12 protein-coding genes are annotated in these 18,115 nt (G+C 70.5%); 8 read left to right on the top strand and 4 right to left on the bottom strand.

Annotation, left to right across the window (positions count from 1 at the left end; genetic code table 11):
• The first annotated feature begins 135 nt into the window (after window positions 1–135).
• Window positions 136–948 (top strand): class I SAM-dependent methyltransferase, encoded by an 813-nt coding sequence (locus ACIGJO_RS00860; protein WP_399950044.1) that lies wholly within the window; start codon window positions 136–138, stop codon window positions 946–948.
• Window positions 949–985: 37 nt separating this feature from the next.
• Window positions 986–3,484, top strand: coding sequence for an ATP-dependent helicase HrpB (gene hrpB / locus ACIGJO_RS00865; RefSeq protein ID WP_399950047.1), 2,499 nt, complete (start codon window positions 986–988; stop codon window positions 3,482–3,484).
• Here the strand turns inward: hrpB and ACIGJO_RS00870 are convergent.
• The 3 genes from ACIGJO_RS00870 to ACIGJO_RS00880 form a co-directional block, all read right to left on the bottom strand.
• Window positions 3,471–4,472, bottom strand: a complete 1,002-nt coding sequence (locus ACIGJO_RS00870) for a DUF3068 domain-containing protein (protein ID WP_399950050.1) — start codon at window positions 4,470–4,472, stop codon at window positions 3,471–3,473. The two genes, hrpB and ACIGJO_RS00870, sit on opposite strands and share 14 nt — an antisense overlap.
• A 71-nt stretch (window positions 4,473–4,543) precedes the next feature.
• Entirely contained in the window at window positions 4,544–4,681 is a 138-nt protein-coding gene (locus tag ACIGJO_RS00875) for an SPW_0924 family protein (protein WP_399950053.1), read from the bottom strand.
• A gap of 180 nt (window positions 4,682–4,861) precedes the next feature.
• Window positions 4,862–6,583, bottom strand: coding sequence for a lytic transglycosylase domain-containing protein (locus ACIGJO_RS00880; RefSeq protein WP_399950056.1), 1,722 nt, complete (start codon window positions 6,581–6,583; stop codon window positions 4,862–4,864).
• A gap of 198 nt (window positions 6,584–6,781) precedes the next feature.
• Here ACIGJO_RS00880 and ACIGJO_RS00885 point away from each other — a divergent pair, with 198 nt between their 5' ends.
• Window positions 6,782–7,660, top strand: a complete 879-nt coding sequence (locus ACIGJO_RS00885) for a DUF4184 family protein (RefSeq protein ID WP_399950059.1) — start codon at window positions 6,782–6,784, stop codon at window positions 7,658–7,660.
• 55 nt (window positions 7,661–7,715) lie between these two features.
• Here ACIGJO_RS00885 and polA read toward each other — a convergent pair whose 3' ends face one another.
• Window positions 7,716–10,427 carry a DNA polymerase I gene (gene polA, locus ACIGJO_RS00890; RefSeq protein ID WP_399950062.1) on the bottom strand — a complete coding sequence of 904 codons (2,712 nt, stop codon included), beginning with the start codon at window positions 10,425–10,427 and terminating at the stop codon, window positions 7,716–7,718.
• 161 nt (window positions 10,428–10,588) lie between these two features.
• Between polA and ACIGJO_RS00895 the strand changes: the two genes are divergently transcribed.
• The 5 genes from ACIGJO_RS00895 (at window position 10,589) to ACIGJO_RS00915 (ending at window position 18,115) form a co-directional block, all read left to right on the top strand.
• On the top strand, window positions 10,589–12,862 hold the full coding sequence (locus tag ACIGJO_RS00895; RefSeq protein WP_399950065.1) for an FdhF/YdeP family oxidoreductase: 2,274 nt from the start codon (window positions 10,589–10,591) through the stop codon (window positions 12,860–12,862).
• A 95-nt stretch (window positions 12,863–12,957) separates the two neighbouring features.
• The gene (locus ACIGJO_RS00900) at window positions 12,958–13,428 is read left to right on the top strand and encodes a PaaI family thioesterase (protein ID WP_399950067.1); all 471 of its coding nucleotides are present in this window, start codon (window positions 12,958–12,960) and stop codon (window positions 13,426–13,428) included.
• Window positions 13,429–14,019: 591 nt separating this feature from the next.
• Entirely contained in the window at window positions 14,020–15,243 is a 1,224-nt protein-coding gene (locus ACIGJO_RS00905) for a branched-chain amino acid ABC transporter substrate-binding protein (RefSeq protein ID WP_399950070.1), read from the top strand.
• A gap of 107 nt (window positions 15,244–15,350) precedes the next feature.
• A complete protein-coding gene (locus ACIGJO_RS00910) occupies window positions 15,351–16,280 on the top strand; it encodes a branched-chain amino acid ABC transporter permease (protein ID WP_399950073.1) in 930 nt (309 codons plus the stop codon).
• A 5-nt stretch (window positions 16,281–16,285) separates the two neighbouring features.
• A complete protein-coding gene (locus ACIGJO_RS00915; protein WP_399950076.1) occupies window positions 16,286–18,115 on the top strand; it encodes a branched-chain amino acid ABC transporter permease in 1,830 nt (609 codons plus the stop codon).

Raw genomic sequence — 18,115 nt, forward strand, 5'->3', positions numbered from 1 at the left:
CCGCGTCGGCCCCGGTCACGCACCACAAGGTTTCGCACACGCGCGTCCGTACGCCCGGCCACCCCTGGTTACCCACGGGTATCCCGCGTACGTGCCGCGTGCGGCGAGTGAAGGCAAACTACAACGACGGGCACGATGAGCCAAGAGATCCACGAGTCCGAAGCCGAAGCCACCCGCCGCGCCGCGGGGGAATCGGAGAGCAGCCGGGCGAGCCGCGGCTGGTGGGACCGGAACGCCGACGAGTACCAGAACGACCACGGGGCCTTCCTCGGGGACGACCGCTTCGTCTGGGGTCCCGAGGGGCTCGACGAGGCCGAGGCCGCCCTGCTGGGCCCCGCCCCGTCCCTGAAGGGCCGGGACATCCTGGAGATCGGCGCCGGCGCCGCCCAGTGCGCGCGCTGGCTGGCCGGCCGGGGGGCCCGTCCGGTGGCGCTGGACCTCTCCCACCGCCAGCTCCAGCACGCCCTGCGGATCGGCGGGGGCATCCCGCTGGTAGAGGCGGACGCGGGGAGGCTGCCCTTCCGGGACGGCTCCTTCGACCTCGCCTGCTCCGCCTACGGGGCGGTGCCCTTCGTCGCCGATCCGGTACGGGTGTTCCGCGAGGTGCGCCGGGTACTGCGGCCCGGCGGGCGCTGGGTCTTCTCGGTGACCCATCCGATCCGCTGGGCCTTCCCGGACGAGCCGGGGCCCGAGGGCCTGTCGGTCGCCGCCTCCTACTTCGACCGTGTCCCCTATGTCGAGCAGGACGAGCGGGGCGAGGCGGTGTACGTCGAGCACCACCGGACCCTCGGCGACCGGGTGCGGGACGTGGTGGCGGGCGGCTTCCGGCTGGTCGACCTGGTGGAACCGGAGTGGCCCGCCTGGAACGACCAGGAGTGGGGCGGCTGGTCGCCGCTGCGCGGGAACCTGATCCCGGGGACCGCGGTCTTCGTCTGCGAACGGGACTGAGGCCCGGCCCCGCGGCGGTCCGTACGAGACTGGGGGCGTGATCCGTACCGAAGCGCTGGACCAGTTGCCCGTACGCACCGCTGTGCCCGCCCTGGAGCGGGCGCTCGACGAGCGGGGTGTCGCGGTGCTCTGCGCACCGCCCGGCACCGGCAAGACGACCCTCGTCCCCCTGGTCCTGGCCGGGCTGGCCGGCGACGGACCCCCGCGCCGGGTGGTGGTCGCCGAGCCGCGCCGGATCGCCGCCCGCGCGGCGGCCCGGCGGATGGCCTGGCTCCTGGGCGAGCGGCCCGGCGGGCGGGTCGGCTTCACCGTCCGGGGCGAGCGCGCCGTGGGGCCCGGGACCTCGGTGGAGGTCGTCACCACCGGCGTACTGCTCCAGCGGCTCCAGCGGGACCAGGAGCTGGCCGGGGTCGACACGGTGATCCTCGACGAGTGCCACGAGCGGCATCTGGACGCCGATACCGTCGCCGCGTTCCTGCTCGATGTACGGGAGGCGATCCGGCCCGATCTCCGGCTGGTGGCGGCGTCGGCGACGACGGACGCGGAGGGCTGGTCACGGCTGCTGGGCGATGCCCCGGTGGTGACGGCCCCGGGCGTGTCGCATCCGGTGGACGTGGTGTGGGCGCCGCCGGCGCGTCCGGTCCGCCCGCCCCACGGGATGCGGGTCGATCCGGCGCTGCTGACGCATGTGGCCTCGGTGGTGCGCCGGGCGCTCACCGAGCGGGAGGGAGATGTGCTGTGCTTCCTGCCCGGCGTCGGTGAGATCGGCCGGGTGGCCGGACAGCTCGCCGGGGTGGACGCGGAGGTGCTCCAGGTCCACGGGCGGGCTCCGGCCGCCGTGCAGGACGCGGTGCTGGCCGGGTCGTCGCAGGGCCGCCGGGTGGTGCTGGCGACCTCGGTGGCGGAGTCGTCCCTGACGGTGCCGGGTGTGCGGGTGGTCGTCGACTCGGGGCTGGCCAGGGAGCCGCGTACCGACCATGCGCGCGGGCTGAGCGCCCTGACGACCGTACGGGCCTCGCAGGCGGCGGGCCGGCAGCGGGCGGGCAGGGCCGGGCGGGAGGCGCCGGGTGCGGTGTACCGGTGCTGGGAGCAGGCGGAGGACGGGCGGCTGGCCAGGTTCCCGGCCCCGGAGATCAAGGTCGCCGACCTCGCCGCGTTCGCCCTCCAGGCGGCGTGCTGGGGCGATCCGGACGCCACCGGGCTCGCGCTCCTCGACCCGCCGCCCGCCGGCGCGATGGGCGCGGCCCGGGAGGTGCTGACGGCCGTCGGCGCGGTCGACGGGGCGGGACGGGTCACCGAACGGGGCGTACGCCTGGCCCGGCTGGGCCTGCACCCCCGGCTGGCGCGGGCGCTGCTGGACGGTGCGGCGGAGGTCGGCGGGCGACGCGCCGCGGAGGTGGTGGCGCTGCTGAGCGAGGAGCCGCCCGGGGAGTACGGGGACGATCTGGCGGCAGCGCTGCGTACCGCGCGGCGGGGCGGCGACGGCTACGCGGCGCGCTGGCGGCAGGAGGTGCGGCGGCTGTCGTCGTCGGTCGGGGACACGGGCGGGGGGTCCGGTTCGGACGATGCCGCCGCGGGGCTGGTGGCGGCGCTGGCGTTCCCGGAGCGGGTGGCGAGGGCCCGGGGGCAGGGGGCGTTCCTGATGGTGTCGGGGACCGGTGCGGAGCTGCGGGAGGGTTCGCGGCTGCGCAGCGCGCCGTGGCTGGCCGTCGCGGTCGCGGACCGTCCGGCGCACGCGGCGTCGGCCCGGGTGCGGCTGGCCGCCGTCGTCGACGAGGACACCGCACGGCTGGCGGCGGGGCATCTGCGGTTCCGCGGCGAGGAGGTCCGCTGGGTGGACGGTGATGTGGTGGCGCGTTCCGTGGACCGGCTGGGGGCCGTGGAGCTGGCGGTGCGTCCGCTGAAGGCCCCGGACCCGGAGCTGGTGCGCGGGGCCCTGGTGGAGGGGCTGCGCCGGGAGGGGCTCGGGCTGCTGCGGTGGACCCGGGACGCCGGGCAGTTGCGGCTGCGGCTCGCGTTCGTGCACCGGGTGCTGGGGGCGCCGTGGCCGGATGTGTCGGACGACGCGCTGCTGGCGCGTACCGGCGAGTGGCTGGAGCCCGAGCTGTCGCGGGCCCGGCGCCGCTCGGACCTGGCCCGGATCGACGCGGGGCAGGCGGTGCGGCGGCTGCTGCCCTGGGCGTCCGGTGAGGCGGCCCGGCTCGACGAGCTGGCGCCGGAGCGGATCGAGGTGCCGAGCGGTTCGCGGATCCGGGTGGAGTACGGCGGCGACCAGCCCGTACTGGCGGTGAAGCTCCAGGAGTTGTTCGGGCTGCGGGAGACGCCGCGGGTGGCCGGGGTGCCGGTCCTGGTGCATCTGCTCTCGCCCGCGGGGCGCCCGGCGGCCGTCACCGCGGACCTGGCGTCGTTCTGGCAGGAGGGCTACCGCGCCGTACGGGCGGAGCTGCGCGGCCGGTACCCCAGGCACCCGTGGCCCGAGGACCCGACGACGGTGGCGGCGACCCGGTTCACCTCGGCGCGGCTCAGGCGGGAGTAGGCCCCGGGCCGGGCGCGGGTCCGGCGGCCACCGGCCGGCCGGGGTGCCGGCGGGAGCGGGCCTCCAGCCAGAGGGAGAGCGCGAGGAACCCGGCGGCGAGGGTCAGGAAGCCCCAGGGCAGATAGCTGGTGAGGAGCAGGATCAGCAGGCGCTGGGACTTGACCTGGTCGACGACGGCGACGATGTAGTCCTCGCGCATCTTCACGTGTCCGGCGAACGCGGTGACGGTGTCCTCGGGCATGCCCATCTTCTTCGCGTCGCGCATCTCCTCCTTGTGGATCTCCTCGCCGTTGACGGGCGCACCGGTGACCGGGTCGATCCAGAACATGCGTTTGGTGGAGTACCAGCGGGTCATGCCCGTCTTGGCGACCTGCTCGGCGGTGATGTCCGCGATCGGCATCTTCCGCGGCATGGGGACCTTGGTCCAGGGGACGGTCTGCTCGAAGTAGTAGACCTCCATGCCGCGGAACGTCCGGGTGCCCTTGTAGTGGATGGGCGAGGACGTACGGGTCTGCGCGTCGAAGTACTCGTAGTCGCGCTTCTCCGTGAGGAAGGGCCACTTGAACTCGATGCCGGTGCGCCGGACCGGGTCGCCGTCGACCATCTCACCGGTGGCGTTGACCGGGGCCTGGGTGTGGGCGTCGAAGATGTAGCGCTCGGGGATCTGGGAGACCACCTTGCCATCGGGGCCCTGGACGTAGGAGAGCGCGTCCCAGACGACGACATCGCGCCCGGCGCTGCGCTCGATCCTCTCCGACTCCTCGACGTTGCCCTTGAGGGTCTGGACGATGGTCACCTTGTCGACTTTCCTGGCCTTCAGGGTGGTGTAGTCGAGAAGAGTGGCGGGCTTCGCCTCCAGGACCGTCTCCTGGTACTGGCTCGGCGGGATCTTCGCCAGCCGGGGGAAGGCGTACCAGCGCAGCAGCGGTGACATGGCGGCGAAGAAGACGGCGAAGGCCAGGAGTACGAGGCTGGCTCGGCGGCGCATGATGGAGTCCTCCCTCAGCTTTTTCGTTCCGGTTCGGTGCGGATCGGCCCGTTGCCCCTGCCGCGTCCCGGCTACTTCTTGGGGCCCGGGACCGTGGTCAGCAGAGGCTTGGGCGACGTCTCCCCGGGCGGCGCGCCGACCGCGCCGACGGTGAACACGAGCGCGAGGGCGGCGGCCAGTCCGATGGCGGCGGCGACGAGGGCACGCATGGTCGGCCTCCCGGGATCTCAGAGATCTGATGGATCGTCAGCCAGGGCTGGGGCACCGTAGCAACCGGGGCGCGAGATGAGAACACGTACAACAGCCCCTTCACCGGATGCCGGTGAAGGGGCTGTTCGGTGCGGTGCCGGGCGGGCCGCTCGACGCGTCCGCCCGGTGTGCCGCGGGGGTCAGGCCGCCGGAGCCGGCGGGGCCGTTGTGGCGGGCGGGGTCGTCGGGGCCGTCGGGGCCGCTTCGACCGTCAGCTCGATGACGACCGTGGCGCCGCCCTCGGTGGTGAGCCGCAGCCTGTAGGTCCCCACGGCGTCGTCGGCGTAGATCTCCGGGAGCTCCAGGAGGCCGTCGGGGCCGGTCCTCAGGTTCGCGAGGGTGCGGACCGTCTTGCCGTCCGCGTCCTTGAAGTACGGGCCCTTGCCGTTCTCGACGGGCTTCTCGCCGTCCGTGATCATCGTGGCGGTGACCGCGACCCCGTCGGCGGCCGCGTCCTTGTACGTCGCCCTGACCTCGACGGCGTCCACGAACTTCGTGCCGGGCGCGGCGACGAACGCCTTGTCGCCGGTCCGGACGATCTTGTCGGCCTGCCGGGCGGTGACGCCCGCCGCGTAGGTGAGGACGCGCGGCTTGCCGGTGCCCGCCGTGACCGTCACCTTGAACTCGCCGGTCTTCTCCCCCGCCTTCAGCTCCGGCGCGGTGGCGGTGCCGTCGGCTCCGGTGGCCACCTTGACGGTGGTCCTGCCGCCCGCGAAACGCGTGTCGGTGTCACCGGTGATGGTGAAGGTGACGGGCACCTTGGCGAACGGGGCACCGAGGGCGTTCCTGGCCCGCACCGAGATCCGCTCGGCGAACACCTCGCCGGCCATGGCGTTCAGCGGACCGGTGCCCGCGTTCTCCAGGCTGCCGAGCGTCTTGTCCGGCGTGGGCTTGGGGGTCGTGGGCGGCTTGGTCGGCGGCGTGGTGGGCGGCTTGGGCTTCGGGCTGCCGGATCCGCCGCCCGGCTTGGACGGACCCGTGCCGCCGGAGCCGGGCGGGGTCGGCGTCGGAGTCGGGCTCGGCGAAGGACCGGAGCCACTGCTCGAGCCGTCCGGGAGGGCGCCGGTGCCGTCGGGGACCTCATGGGTGCCGCGCTGGTAGTACGCGAACCAGGAGCGCACCGTACGCAGGTACTCCCGCGAGTGGTTGTAGCTCAGCACCGCGCGGTCCAGGTCGGCGGCGAGCGCCAGGTCGCGGGTCCCGGCGCAGAGGTAACGCCCGGCGGCGAGCGCCGCGTCGTGGATGTTGTTGGGGTCCTTGCGGCCGTCCGCGTTGCCGTCCTGGCCCCAGGTGGCCCAGGTCGACGGGATGAACTGCATCGGGCCGACCGCACGGTCGTGCGTGGCGTCGCCGTCGTACGCCCCGCCGTCCGTGTCCTTGATCAGTGCGAACCCCTGCCCGTTGAGGGCCGGGCCGAGGATCGGGGAGAGGGTGGTGCCGTTCGCGTCGACCCGGCCGCCGCGGGCCTGGCCGGACTCGACCTTGCCGATCGCCGCGAGGAGCTGCCACGGCAGACGGCAGGCGGCGTCGGTGCCCGCGACGGTCTGCTCGGCCTGCTTGTACGCGGCCAGGATCGACGCCGGGATGCCCGACTCGGCGGTTCCGGTCATCGGGAGATTGCTGGACGCGCCGGGCTTGTCGGGCGTGACCAGGGGCGGCAGGTCCGTGTAGTACGGCGAGTTGCCGGTGGCCGCACTGTCGCCGGACTCCGCACCGGCCGTCTTCTGGTCACCGCCGCCCGGGGTGTCGGCCGGCGATGCCGCGGGGGCCGCCTGCGAGGCCGAGAGCGCCGCCACGGCGGCGGCCGCCACCGCGGTGGTCGTGGCCCCCCTGCGCAGTCGTCGGCCGAATTGCGCTGCCATATGTCCTGGTCCCTCCCCGTCGACGGCTGCTCGCGCTCCCCAGCGCGAGGACTCAGGCGACCCTACGGCACCTGATGACGCCCGAACACCGGGCGCTGACCGGTTCTTACTGTTTTCTCACGTTGCTGACGACAAGTGGTCCAGGAGGCCGCCGACACAGCCGGGGACCGTGTGAAAGCTTCGCGCATACTTGCCCGCATGCCGTTCACGCTCAGTCATGCCGCCGCCGTGCTCCCGGGAATCCGGCGCGACGGGACAGCCCGCGGGCCTCTGTTCGCCTCCGCGCTGGTCGCCGGTTCGTTCGCACCGGACCTCACCTATTACGCGGACACGGCGATCCCGGGGGCGATGGAGTTCGGCGAAGTGACACACGGTGTCGTGGGCGTGTTCACCGTGGACGTACTGATCACCGCGATCCTGGTCGCGGTGTGGCTGCTGCTGCGCGAACCCCTGGTGGCACTCCTGCCCGCCGCCCGGCAGGCACACGTCCACGCCTTCGTCACCGGGCGGCGCCGGGGCCGCGAAACCCTCGGACCGCGGGCCGCGATGTGGTTCGTGCTGTCCGCGGTGATCGGCGCCGGCAGCCACGTCGTATGGGACGCGTTCACCCATCACAGCCGATGGGGCACCGAACTCCTCCCCGTACTCGGCCGGAGCATCGGCGGCCACCCCGTCTTCCAGGTGGTCCAGTACGGCAGTTCGGCGGTGGCCTTCACGGTGCTCGCCTGGTTCACCGTCACCGCGCTGCGCCGCACCGAGCCCGGCCCGCCGCCGGCCTCCGTCCCCGTACTCGGCCTGCGTGAACGGTGGTACGCCGGCGGCCTGCTCACCCTCTGCGTGCTGCTCGGCATCATCCACCGGTGCGCCCGCTGGTACGCCCACTTCGGTCATGTCGAGACACCCCTCGACATCATCCCGACCGCGTGCTTCGGCGCCGGGGCCGGGCTGGCGGCCGGACTGCTCCTGTACGGGGTGTGGATGCGGCTGCGGAAGCACGTCGTCCGACACCCTCCGGCCGGCCCGGACCCGCGGACACCGCTCCCGGACTCCCCGCACACCTCGGGGCGCGCCCACTGAAGCGGGGCGGGCCCGCCGGACACGGACCCGCCCCGACCGGTCGGCACCCGCGCGCTCAGTGCGCGGCGGACTCCCAGTCCGTGCCCACACCCACCGACACATCCAGCGGCGCGCGCAACTCCACCGCCGTGGACATCTCATGGCGCAGGATCTCCTCGACCCGCTCGCGCTCCCCCTTCGCGATCTCCAGGACGATTTCGTCATGGACCTGGAGCAGCATCCGCGACGTCAGCCGCGCCTCGGTCAGCGCCCGGTCCACCTGCAGCATCGCGACCTTCACGATGTCGGCGGCCGTCCCCTGGATCGGCGCGTTGAGCGCCATGCGCTCGGCCGTCTCGCGGCGCTGACGGTTGTCACTGTTCAGGTCGGGGAGATAACGGCGGCGGCCGAAGACCGTCTCCGTGTAGCCCGTGGCCCTGGCCTCCTCCACCACCCGGTGCAGATAGTCCCGCACCCCGCCGAACCGCTCGAAGTAGGTGTCCATCAGACCGCGGGCCTCACCGGCCTCGATGTTCAGCTGCTGCGAGAGGCCGAACGCGGAGAGCCCGTACGCCAGCCCGTACGACATCGCCTTGATCTTGCGGCGCATCTCCGGGTCGACGGCCGACTTGTCGACGCCGAACACCTGCGAGGCGACCGTCGTATGCAGGTCCTCCCCGGACGTGAACGCCTCGATCAGCCCGGCGTCCCGCGAGAGATGTGCCATCACCCGCAGCTCGATCTGGCTGTAGTCCGCCGTCATCAGCGTCTCGAAGCCCTCGCCGACGACGAAGCCGCGGCGGATCGCCCGCCCCTCGTCCGTGCGGACGGGAATGTTCTGCAGGTTCGGATCGGTCGACGAAAGCCTGCCGGTCGCCGCCACCGTCTGATTGAACGTGGTGTGGATACGCCCGTCCGCCGCGATCGTCTTGATCAGACCCTCGACGGTGACCCGCAGCTTCGCCTGCTCACGGTGACGCAGCATGATCACCGGCAGCTCGTGCTCGGTCTGACCCGCCAGCCAGGCCAGCGCGTCCGCGTCCGTGGTGTAACCCGTCTTGGTCTTCTTCGTCTTCGGCAGGCCCAGCTCACCGAAGAGGACCTCCTGGAGCTGCTTGGGCGAACCGAGGTTGAACTCGCGGCCCACCGCCGCGTGCGCCTCCTGCACCGCCTGCTGCACGGCAGCCGCGAACTGCTGCTCCATACCCTCCAGATGCTCCCGGTCCGCAGCGATGCCGTGCCGCTCCAGACGGGCCAGCAGCACCGATGTCGGCAGCTCCATGTCATGCAGCAGCTCGGCCGCACCGACTTCCTTCAGCCGCACCGCGAACGCGTCACCGAGATCCAGAACGGCCCGTGCCTGCGACATCAGCGCATCGGCCTCCGCCCGGTCGTCGGCACCGAACGCCAGCTGACCGTCGCCCGCGACGGCCGGGGCCAGCTCCCGCCCCAGATACTCCACCGCCAGCGCGTCCAGCGCGAAGGAACGGCGGCCGGGCTTGACCAGATACGCCGCCAGCGCGGTGTCCATCGTGACACCGCCGACCTGCCAGCCGTGCTCGGGAAAGACCCGCATGGCGCTCTTCGCGTTGTGCATGACCTTCGACCGCGCCGGGTCCGCGATCCACGCCGCGAACGCCTGCTCATCGGCCTCGTCGAGCTCCGCCGGATCCAGCCACGCGGCCGCACCGTCCGAGGCCGCGAGCGCGATCTCGGTCACCGCACCGCTGCCCTGCGCCCAGGTATCGGCGGTGGCGACACCGAGCGGCTGCCCGCCGTGCGCCTCCAGCCACGGGGCGACCTCTCCCGGCCCCAGCACCACACCGTCCAGCTCGACACCCGCCGCCGGCGCCGGACCCTCGTCCTCGGCCGCACCGGGATCGACGGCCAGCAGCCGCTCACGCAGGCTCGGGTTGCGGATCTCCAGGACATCCAGCACCCCGGTGACCGCCGTACGGTCGTACGGAGCACGCTCCAGATCCGCCGGCGTCTTCGGCAGCTCCACATCCCGCACCATCTCGGTCAGCCGGCGGTTCAGCCGCACCGCGTCCAGATGGTCCCGGAAATTCTGCCCGGCCTTCCCCTTGACCTCCTCGGCCCGCTCCACCAGCTCCGCGAACGAACCGAACTGATTGATCCACTTCGCGGCCGTCTTCTCACCCACACCGGGAATGCCCGGCAGGTTGTCCGACGGATCGCCGCGCAGCGCCGCGAAGTCCGGATACTGCTGCGGGGTGAGCCCGTACTTCTCCTCGACCTTCTCCGGGGTGAACCGCGTCAGCTCCGACACGCCCTTCGTCGGATACAGCACCGTCACATTGTCCGTGATCAGCTGGAACGAGTCACGGTCACCGGTGACGATCAGCACCTCGAAACCGGCCGCCTCGGCCTGCGTGGCGAGCGTCGCGATGACATCGTCCGCCTCGAAACCGTCCACCGCGAACCGGTCCGCGCGCATCGCGTCCAGCAGCTCGCCGATCAGCTCGACCTGCCCCTTGAACTCATCGGGCGTCTTCGAACGATTCGCCTTGTACTCCGGGAACTCCTGCGAACGCCACGTCTTGCGCGACACGTCGAAAGCCACCGCGAAGTGCGTGGGCGCCTCGTCACGCAACGTGTTCGCCAGCATCGACGCGAAGCCGTACACGGCATTCGTCGGCTGCCCCGCACCCGTCGTGAAATTCTCCGCAGGCAGCGCAAAGAACGCCCGGTACGCCAGGGAGTGCCCGTCCATCAGGAGCAGGCGCGGTCGGTTGTCTGCCGTTTTCTTCGATGCCGTCTCAGCCACGCCCCCGATCCTGCCACGGCCCACTGACAATCCGGACCGGCCACGGCCCCCACCCGCACCACCGCCGGAACTTCCCCGAAGCCCCCGGTCCTCGGCCACGCCGCCGTCCGTGACGCATGACAGGATCGAGGAAGAGGAAAACGCGCTCGAAGGGGATCACCATGGCCAGCAAGCCCCCGACCGATGATCCGGTCCAGGACGCCCCGCACGTGACGGAGGCCCGGCACTCCGCCGCCGGCCTGCCCGCCATCGCCCACACCCTCCGCGCCGCCCAGCAGCAGATGGGTCTGCGCCGCACCGCGCAGACCCTTCTCAAGGTCAACCAGAAGGACGGCTTCGACTGCCCCGGCTGCGCCTGGCCCGAAGGCGACGAACGGCACACCGCCGAGTTCTGCGAGAACGGGGCGAAGGCCGTCGCCGAGGAAGCGACCCTGCGCCGCGTCACCCCCGCCTTCTTCGCCGACCACCCCGTCGCCGACCTCGCCACCCGCAGTGGCTACTGGCTCGGCCAGCAGGGCCGCATCACCCAGCCGATGTACCTGCCCGAAGGCGCCGACCGCTACGAGGCCATCACCTGGGAACGCGCCTTCGCCGTCATCGCCGAAGAGCTCCGGGCACTCGCCTCCCCCGACGAAGCCCTCTTCTACACCTCCGGCCGCACCAGCAACGAGGCCGCGTTCCTCCTCCAGCTCCTCGCCCGCGAATTCGGCACCAACAACCTGCCCGACTGCTCCAACATGTGCCACGAATCCTCCGGATCCGCGCTCACGGAGACCATCGGTGTCGGCAAGGGCAGCGTCTCCCTCGAAGACCTCCACCAGGCCGACCTGATCATCGTCGCCGGACAGAACCCCGGCACGAACCATCCCCGGATGCTCTCCGCCCTCGAGAAGGCCAAATCCGCCGGAGCGAGGATCATCTCGGTCAATCCGCTGCCGGAAGCCGGCATGGAACGGTTCAAGAACCCGCAGACGCCCACCGGCATGATCAAGGGCGTCGCCCTCAACGACCTCTTCCTCCAGATCCGGATAGGCGGCGACCAGGCCCTCTTCCGTCTCCTCAACAAAATGATCCTGGAGACCGAAGGCGCCGTCGACACCGCGTTCATCGCCGAACACACCCACGGATACGAAGCGTTCGCCGAAGCCGCCCGCGCCGCCGACTGGGACGACACCCTCACCGCCACCGGCCTCGACCGCGCCGCCATCGAGCAGGCGCTCGCCATGACCCTCGCCTCGAAGCGCACCATCGTCTGCTGGGCCATGGGCCTCACCCAGCACAAACACTCCGTACCCACCATCCGCGAGGTCGTCAACTTCCTGCTGCTCCGCGGGAACATCGGCCGCCCCGGCGCCGGCGTCTGCCCCGTCCGCGGCCACTCCAACGTCCAGGGCGACCGCACCATGGGCATCTTCGAACGCCCCGCACCCGCCTTCCTCGACGCCCTCGACAAGGAATTCGGGATCACCTCACCCCGCCACCACGGCTACGACGTCGTCAGATCCATCCAGGCACTCCGCGACGGCGAGGCAAAGGTCTTCTTCGCCATGGGCGGCAACTTCGTCGCGGCCACGCCCGACACCAACGTCACCGAGGCCGCCATGCGCCGCGCCCGGCTCACCGTCCACGTCTCCACCAAGCTCAACCGCTCCCACGCCGTCACCGGCACCCGCGCCCTGATCCTGCCCACGCTCGGCCGCACCGACAAGGACACCCAGGCCGGCGGCAGACAGTTCGTCACCGTCGAGGACTCCATGGGCAAGGTCCACGCCTCCCGCGGCAACCTCACCCCCGCCGGGCCCCAGCTGCTCTCCGAACCGGCCATCATCGCCCGCCTCGCCCGCGCCGTCCTCGGCCCCGCGTCCCGCACCCGGTGGGAAGCCTTCGAAAGCGACTACGGCACCATCCGCGACCACATATCCCGCGTCGTCCCCGGCTTCGAGGACTTCAACACCCGCATCGCCCGCCCCGGCGGCTTCACCCTCCCCCACGCCCCGCGCGACGAACGCCGCTTCCCCACCGCCACCGGCCGGGCCAACTTCACCGCGGCCCCCGTCGAATACCCCGAACTCCCCGAAGGCAGGCTGCTGTTGCAGACCCTGCGCTCCCACGACCAGTACAACACCACGATCTACGGACTCGACGACCGCTACCGGGGCATCAAGGGCGGCCGCCGCATCGTCATGGTCCACCCCGACGACGCGCACACCCTCGGCCTCCCCGACGGCGCCCACACCGACCTCGTGAGCGAAGGGAAGGACGGCACCGAACGCCGCGCCGAAGGCTTCCGCGTCGTCCACTACCCCACCGCACGCGGCTGCGCCGCCGCCTACTACCCCGAGACCAATGTGCTCGTCCCGCTCGACGCCACCGCCGACACCAGCAACACCCCCGCCAGCAAATCCGTCGTCATCCGCTTCGAGAACACCCGCTGACGAGCACAAACACCCTCCCCTAAGCGTCCGCTCAGCCGTCTGGTAAGAACAACGCACACAGCAATGAACCAGCGCAGACGATCGGAGCCGGAACCATGGGCGAGCAGACCACCCCGAAGTTCCCCCAGGAAGTCATCGACGAGTACGCCGCACTCGGCGTCGACCTCCCCGCACTGTTCTCCGCCGGACACCTCGGCGAGCGCATGGGCGTATCCATCACCGAGGCCTCCGCGGACCGCGTCGTCGGCACCATGCCCGTCGAGGGCAACACCCAGCCCTACGGCCTGCTGCACGGCGGCGCCTCCGCCGTACTCGCCGAGACCCTCGGCTCCGTCGGCACCATGCTGCACGGCGGCGCCACCAAGATCGCCGTCGGCGTCGACCTGAACTGCACCCACCACCGCGGCGTCCGCAGCGGCCTCGTCACCGGCGTCGCCACCCCCGTACACCGCGGCCGCAGCACCGCCACCTACGAGATCGTCATCACCGACGAACAGGACAAGCGGGTCTGCACCGCCCGCCTCACCTGCCTGCTCCGCGAGGTCCCCCGACCCACCGCCGGCTGACCCGCCCCGCACCACACCACTGCCCGACCGGAACGCACCCTCGCATTCCGGCCGGGCAGACCCATATCCCCACCCTTTCAAGGCCGTTGACCAACACACTCGGTCAACACCCTTGACCCCGAAGGCCGTTCCATGAGCCACTCAGCAACCCACCCGGCCGCGGCGCACTGCGGACAGCTCGCCGCGATGTAACTCTCCGTAACTACCGGGCAAGGCGAAAACAGGCCGCTCCCACCGCCCTCCCCGGCAGCGGCCGGCCCCGTCGCGCCCTCCCCACCACACACCACGCGACAGCACCAAGATCGGTTCAAGCCCCTTAGCAGAGCTGCGCGTTCTCAGGATGCGGTCACTTCGCCGTCCAGTGAAAAAACAGCACATGTCAGCACAGCCACCTCAAGCCTTCCTCAAGGGCATAACAAGAGAGTCACATCCTGACTCGACCCATCCCGGACCTCCACACCTACGCCTAGAGTCACCGCCAGTCACCGCGCCGCCGGGCGCACCTGCTGCACGTACGCACCACTCAGTACCGCCCGGCGATCGAGGACGGCACCTCAAGCAGAGGAGGCCGCGCCAGGGAAAGGACCTTTCGTGCGACACCGTTCTTCGCTCATACTCACTGCAGTGCTCACCACCGGAGCACTGACGCTCACCGCCTGCGGGTCGCGCGACGACGACAAGAAGAGCAGCGGAAGCGGCGACACCCAGACCGTCGTCATCGGCGTCGACGCGCCCCTGACCGGCGACCTCTCCGCCCTCGGCCTCGGCATCAAGAACTCCGCCGACCTCGCCGTCAACACGGCGAACAAGGACAAGACGGTCCCCGGCATCAAGTTCGAGCTCCAGCCGCTCGACGACCAGGCCCAGCCCTCCGTCGGCCAGCAGAACGCCCAGAAGTTCATCGGCAACAAGGAACTCCTCGGCGTCGTCGGTCCGCTGAACTCCGGCGTCTCCCAGTCGATGCAGAAGCCCCTCAACGACGCCAAGCTCACCCAGGTCTCTCCGGCCAACACCGGCACCGAGCTGACCCAGGGCAACAACTGGAAGACCGGCGACAAGAAGCGCCCCTACGCCTCGTACTTCCGCACCTCCACCACCGACCAGATCCAGGGCGCCTTCGCGGCCAAGTACCTCTTCAACAACGCGAAGATCAAGGACGTCTACCTCATCGACGACCAGAAGCCCTACGGCGCCGGTCTGGCCGCCTCCTTCAAGACGACGTTCACCGAGCTCGGCGGCAAGATCGTCGGCACCGACCACGTCAACCCCGACGACCGCGACTTCAACTCCGTCGTCACCAAGGTCAAGGGCACCAGCGCCAAGGCCGTCTACTACGGCGGTGAGTACCCCGCCGGCGCACCCCTGAGCCAGCAGCTCAAGGACAGCGTCAAGATCCCCCTCATGGGTGGCGACGGCATGTACAGCGCCGACTTCATCGAGCTCAACAAGAAGGCCGAGGGCGACATCGCCACCTCCGTCGGCAAGCCCGTCGAAGAACTCGACTCCGCCAAGAAGTTCATCGCGGACTACAAGACGGCCGGCTACAAGGACGCCTACGAGGCCTACGGCGGCGGCACCTACGACGCCACCTGGTCCATCATCGAAGCCGTCAAGATCGTCGCCGCCGACAACGGCGGCAAGCTCCCCGACGACGCCCGCGAGAAGGTCCTCGCCGCCATGGCCAAGGTCAAGTTCGAAGGCGTCACCGGCCCCGTCTCCTTCGACGAGTACGGCGACACCACCAACACCATGATGACCGCCTACCAGGTCACCAGCGGCAAGTGGGCCTCCAAGCTCAGCGAGGCAGTCAACTAACCGGCCAGGCCCCTCCCGGTCACCCCGAAAAGCAACCAGACCGCGCGGGAGCGCTACGAGCGCTCCCGCGCGGTGCCATATCCGAACCACTCGACGGAGGCCCTGCGGTGAACGAACTGCCGCAACAGCTGGCCAATGGACTCATCCTCGGCGCGATGTACGGTCTCATCGCGATCGGATACACGATGGTCTACGGAATCATCCAGCTCATCAACTTCGCACACGGCGAGATCTTCATGATCGGAGGCTTCGGTGCCCTCACGGTCTACCTCGGGCTTCCGTCCGGATTCTCCCTCATAGCTGCGATACCCCTCATGATCATCGGCGGCATCATCGCTGCGGTCGCCATCAGTATGGCCGCCGAACGATTCGCCTACCGGCCACTGCGCACAGCGCCACGCCTGGCCCCCCTGATCACCGCCATCGGACTCTCCCTCGCCCTCCAGCAGGCAGTCTGGATGTGGTACCCCGACGCCACGAAGGATCGTTCCTTCCCCCAGTTCAAGGGTGAGGCGTTCGAGGTCTTCGGCGCCAACATCCAGCGCGGCGACGTCTTCGTCCTCATCGCGGCTCCCGTCTGCATGTTCGCGCTCGGCCTCTTCGTCTCCAAGACCCGCTCCGGCCGCGGCATGCAAGCGACCTCGCAGGACCCCGACACCGCCAAGCTCATGGGCATCAACACCGACCGCATCATCGTCATGGCCTTCGCCATCGGTGCCGCGTTCGCCGCCGTCGCCGCCGTCGCCTACGGGCTCAAGAACGGCCAGATCGGCTTCCGCATGGGCTTCATCATGGGCCTCAAGGCCTTCACCGCGGCCGTGCTCGGCGGCATCGGAAACATCTACGGCGCCATGCTCGGCGGCGTCGTGCTCGGCGTCGCCGAAGCCCTCGCCACCGGCTACATGAGCGAGGTCCCCGGCATGGAACTCTTCGGCGGCGGCGCCTGGAAGGACGTATGGGCCTTCGCCCTGCTCATCATCGTCCTCCTCGTCCGACCCCAGGGCCTACTCGGCGAACGCGTCGCGGATCGGGCGTGATACGGATGACCACGAACGCCACCGAGACGACACCCGTCCTCGCCATACCCACACCGGCAGCACGCACGGCGACCACAGTCGGCGCAGCGCTCACCGTCGCCTCCACCTTCCTCGCCTGGACCTGGACCGACGAATTCCCCGGCGACCTCACCGTCACCGGCTACCCCGGCGGACTCCAGGTCCTCACCCTCATCGGTGCAGCCCTCACCCTGCTCTTCACCGTCGCCGGCTACGGAATACGCGGACTGGGCTGGCTCAACCCGGCCCAGACCAACAACGCGACCTTCCTGATCGCCTTCGGTACCTTCGCCACCACGTGGTTCACCACCATCGCCATCGCCACAGACCTCGGAGGCATGGCCAACCTCGAACCCGGCGGCTTCGTCGCCATGGCAGCCTCCGTCCTCACCGTGCTCGCCGCCCTGGGACTCCCCCTCGACCGGCACACGAAGGAGTCACTGCCCAAGTGGAACTGGGCAGTCGCGATCATCGTCGGCCTGGTCACCTACGCCCTCTGGCGACTCGTCCGGCTCGGCCCCAGCACCCGTGAGACCAAACGCGCCAAGGAACTCCCCTCCTGGGCCGAAATCCTGATCATCGCCGGAGCCTTCGGCGTCGCCCTCTACGTCTTCACGTACGGCATCGACACCGAGTACGCCGAACTCTTCATCGGCTTCCTGATCAGCGTCGGCTTCGGCTTCACCGCGCTCAACCGCGCCGGCCTCATCACCCGCATCACCGCACTCACCACAAAACACCGCAACGTCACCCTCGCGGCCGCACTCGTCGCAGCGTTCTGCTTCCCCTTCACCCAGCAGAACGAGGAATACGCCCTCATCGGCGCCAACATCCTCATCTTCGCGACCGTCGCCCTCGGCCTCAACGTCGTCGTCGGCCTCGCCGGACTCCTCGACCTCGGATACGTCGCCTTCCTCGGCGTCGGCGCCTACGCCGCCGCCCTCGTATCCGGATCGCCGCTCTCCCCCATCGGCGTCCAGTTCCCCTTCTGGGCCGCCGTCCTCACCGGCGCCGCCGCATCACTCGTCTTCGGTGTCGTCATCGGCGCCCCCACCCTGCGGCTGCGCGGCGACTACCTCGCCATCGTCACCCTCGGCTTCGGTGAAATCTTCCGCCTCACCGTCAACGCCCTCAACGGCGTCAGCGGCCCGGACCTCACCAACGGCTCACAAGGCATCCCGAGCATCCCCGACCTCAACCTCTTCGGGTTCGACTTCGGCATCAGCCACGACATCGGCGGCTTCACCCTCGGCAGATCCGCCAACTACTACCTGCTGATGCTCGTCTTCACCGCCGTCGTCGTCATGGTCTTCCGCCGCTCCGGTGAATCCCGCATCGGCCGCGCCTGGGTCGCCATCCGCGAGGACGAAACCGCAGCCACCGCCATGGGCATCAACGCCTTCCGGCTCAAACTGCTCGCCTTCGCCCTCGGCGCCACCCTCGCCGGACTCGCCGGCACCGTCCAGGCACACGTCTCCTACACCGTGACGCCCGAGCAGTACCAGTTCGCCGGATCCGCCCCGCCCAACTCCGCCTTCCTCCTCGCCGCCGTCATCCTCGGTGGCATGGGCACCCTCAGCGGACCCCTCGTCGGCGCCGCACTGCTCTACCTCATCCCGGCCAAGCTGCAGTTCATGCAGGACTACCAGCTCCTCCTCTTCGGCCTCGCGCTCATCCTCCTGATGCGCTTCCGCCCCGAGGGCCTCGTCGCCGACCGCAGGAAGCAGCTCGAATTCCACGAGACCGGCCAGCTCGACGTACCACCCGACACACCACTCACCGACACGGCCGCCGGCACCACGAAGGCGGGGGCGTGA

It is taken from the genome of Streptomyces sp. NPDC079020, assembly GCF_044542225.1.
Taxonomy (GTDB): Bacteria; Actinomycetota; Actinomycetes; order Streptomycetales; family Streptomycetaceae; genus Streptomyces.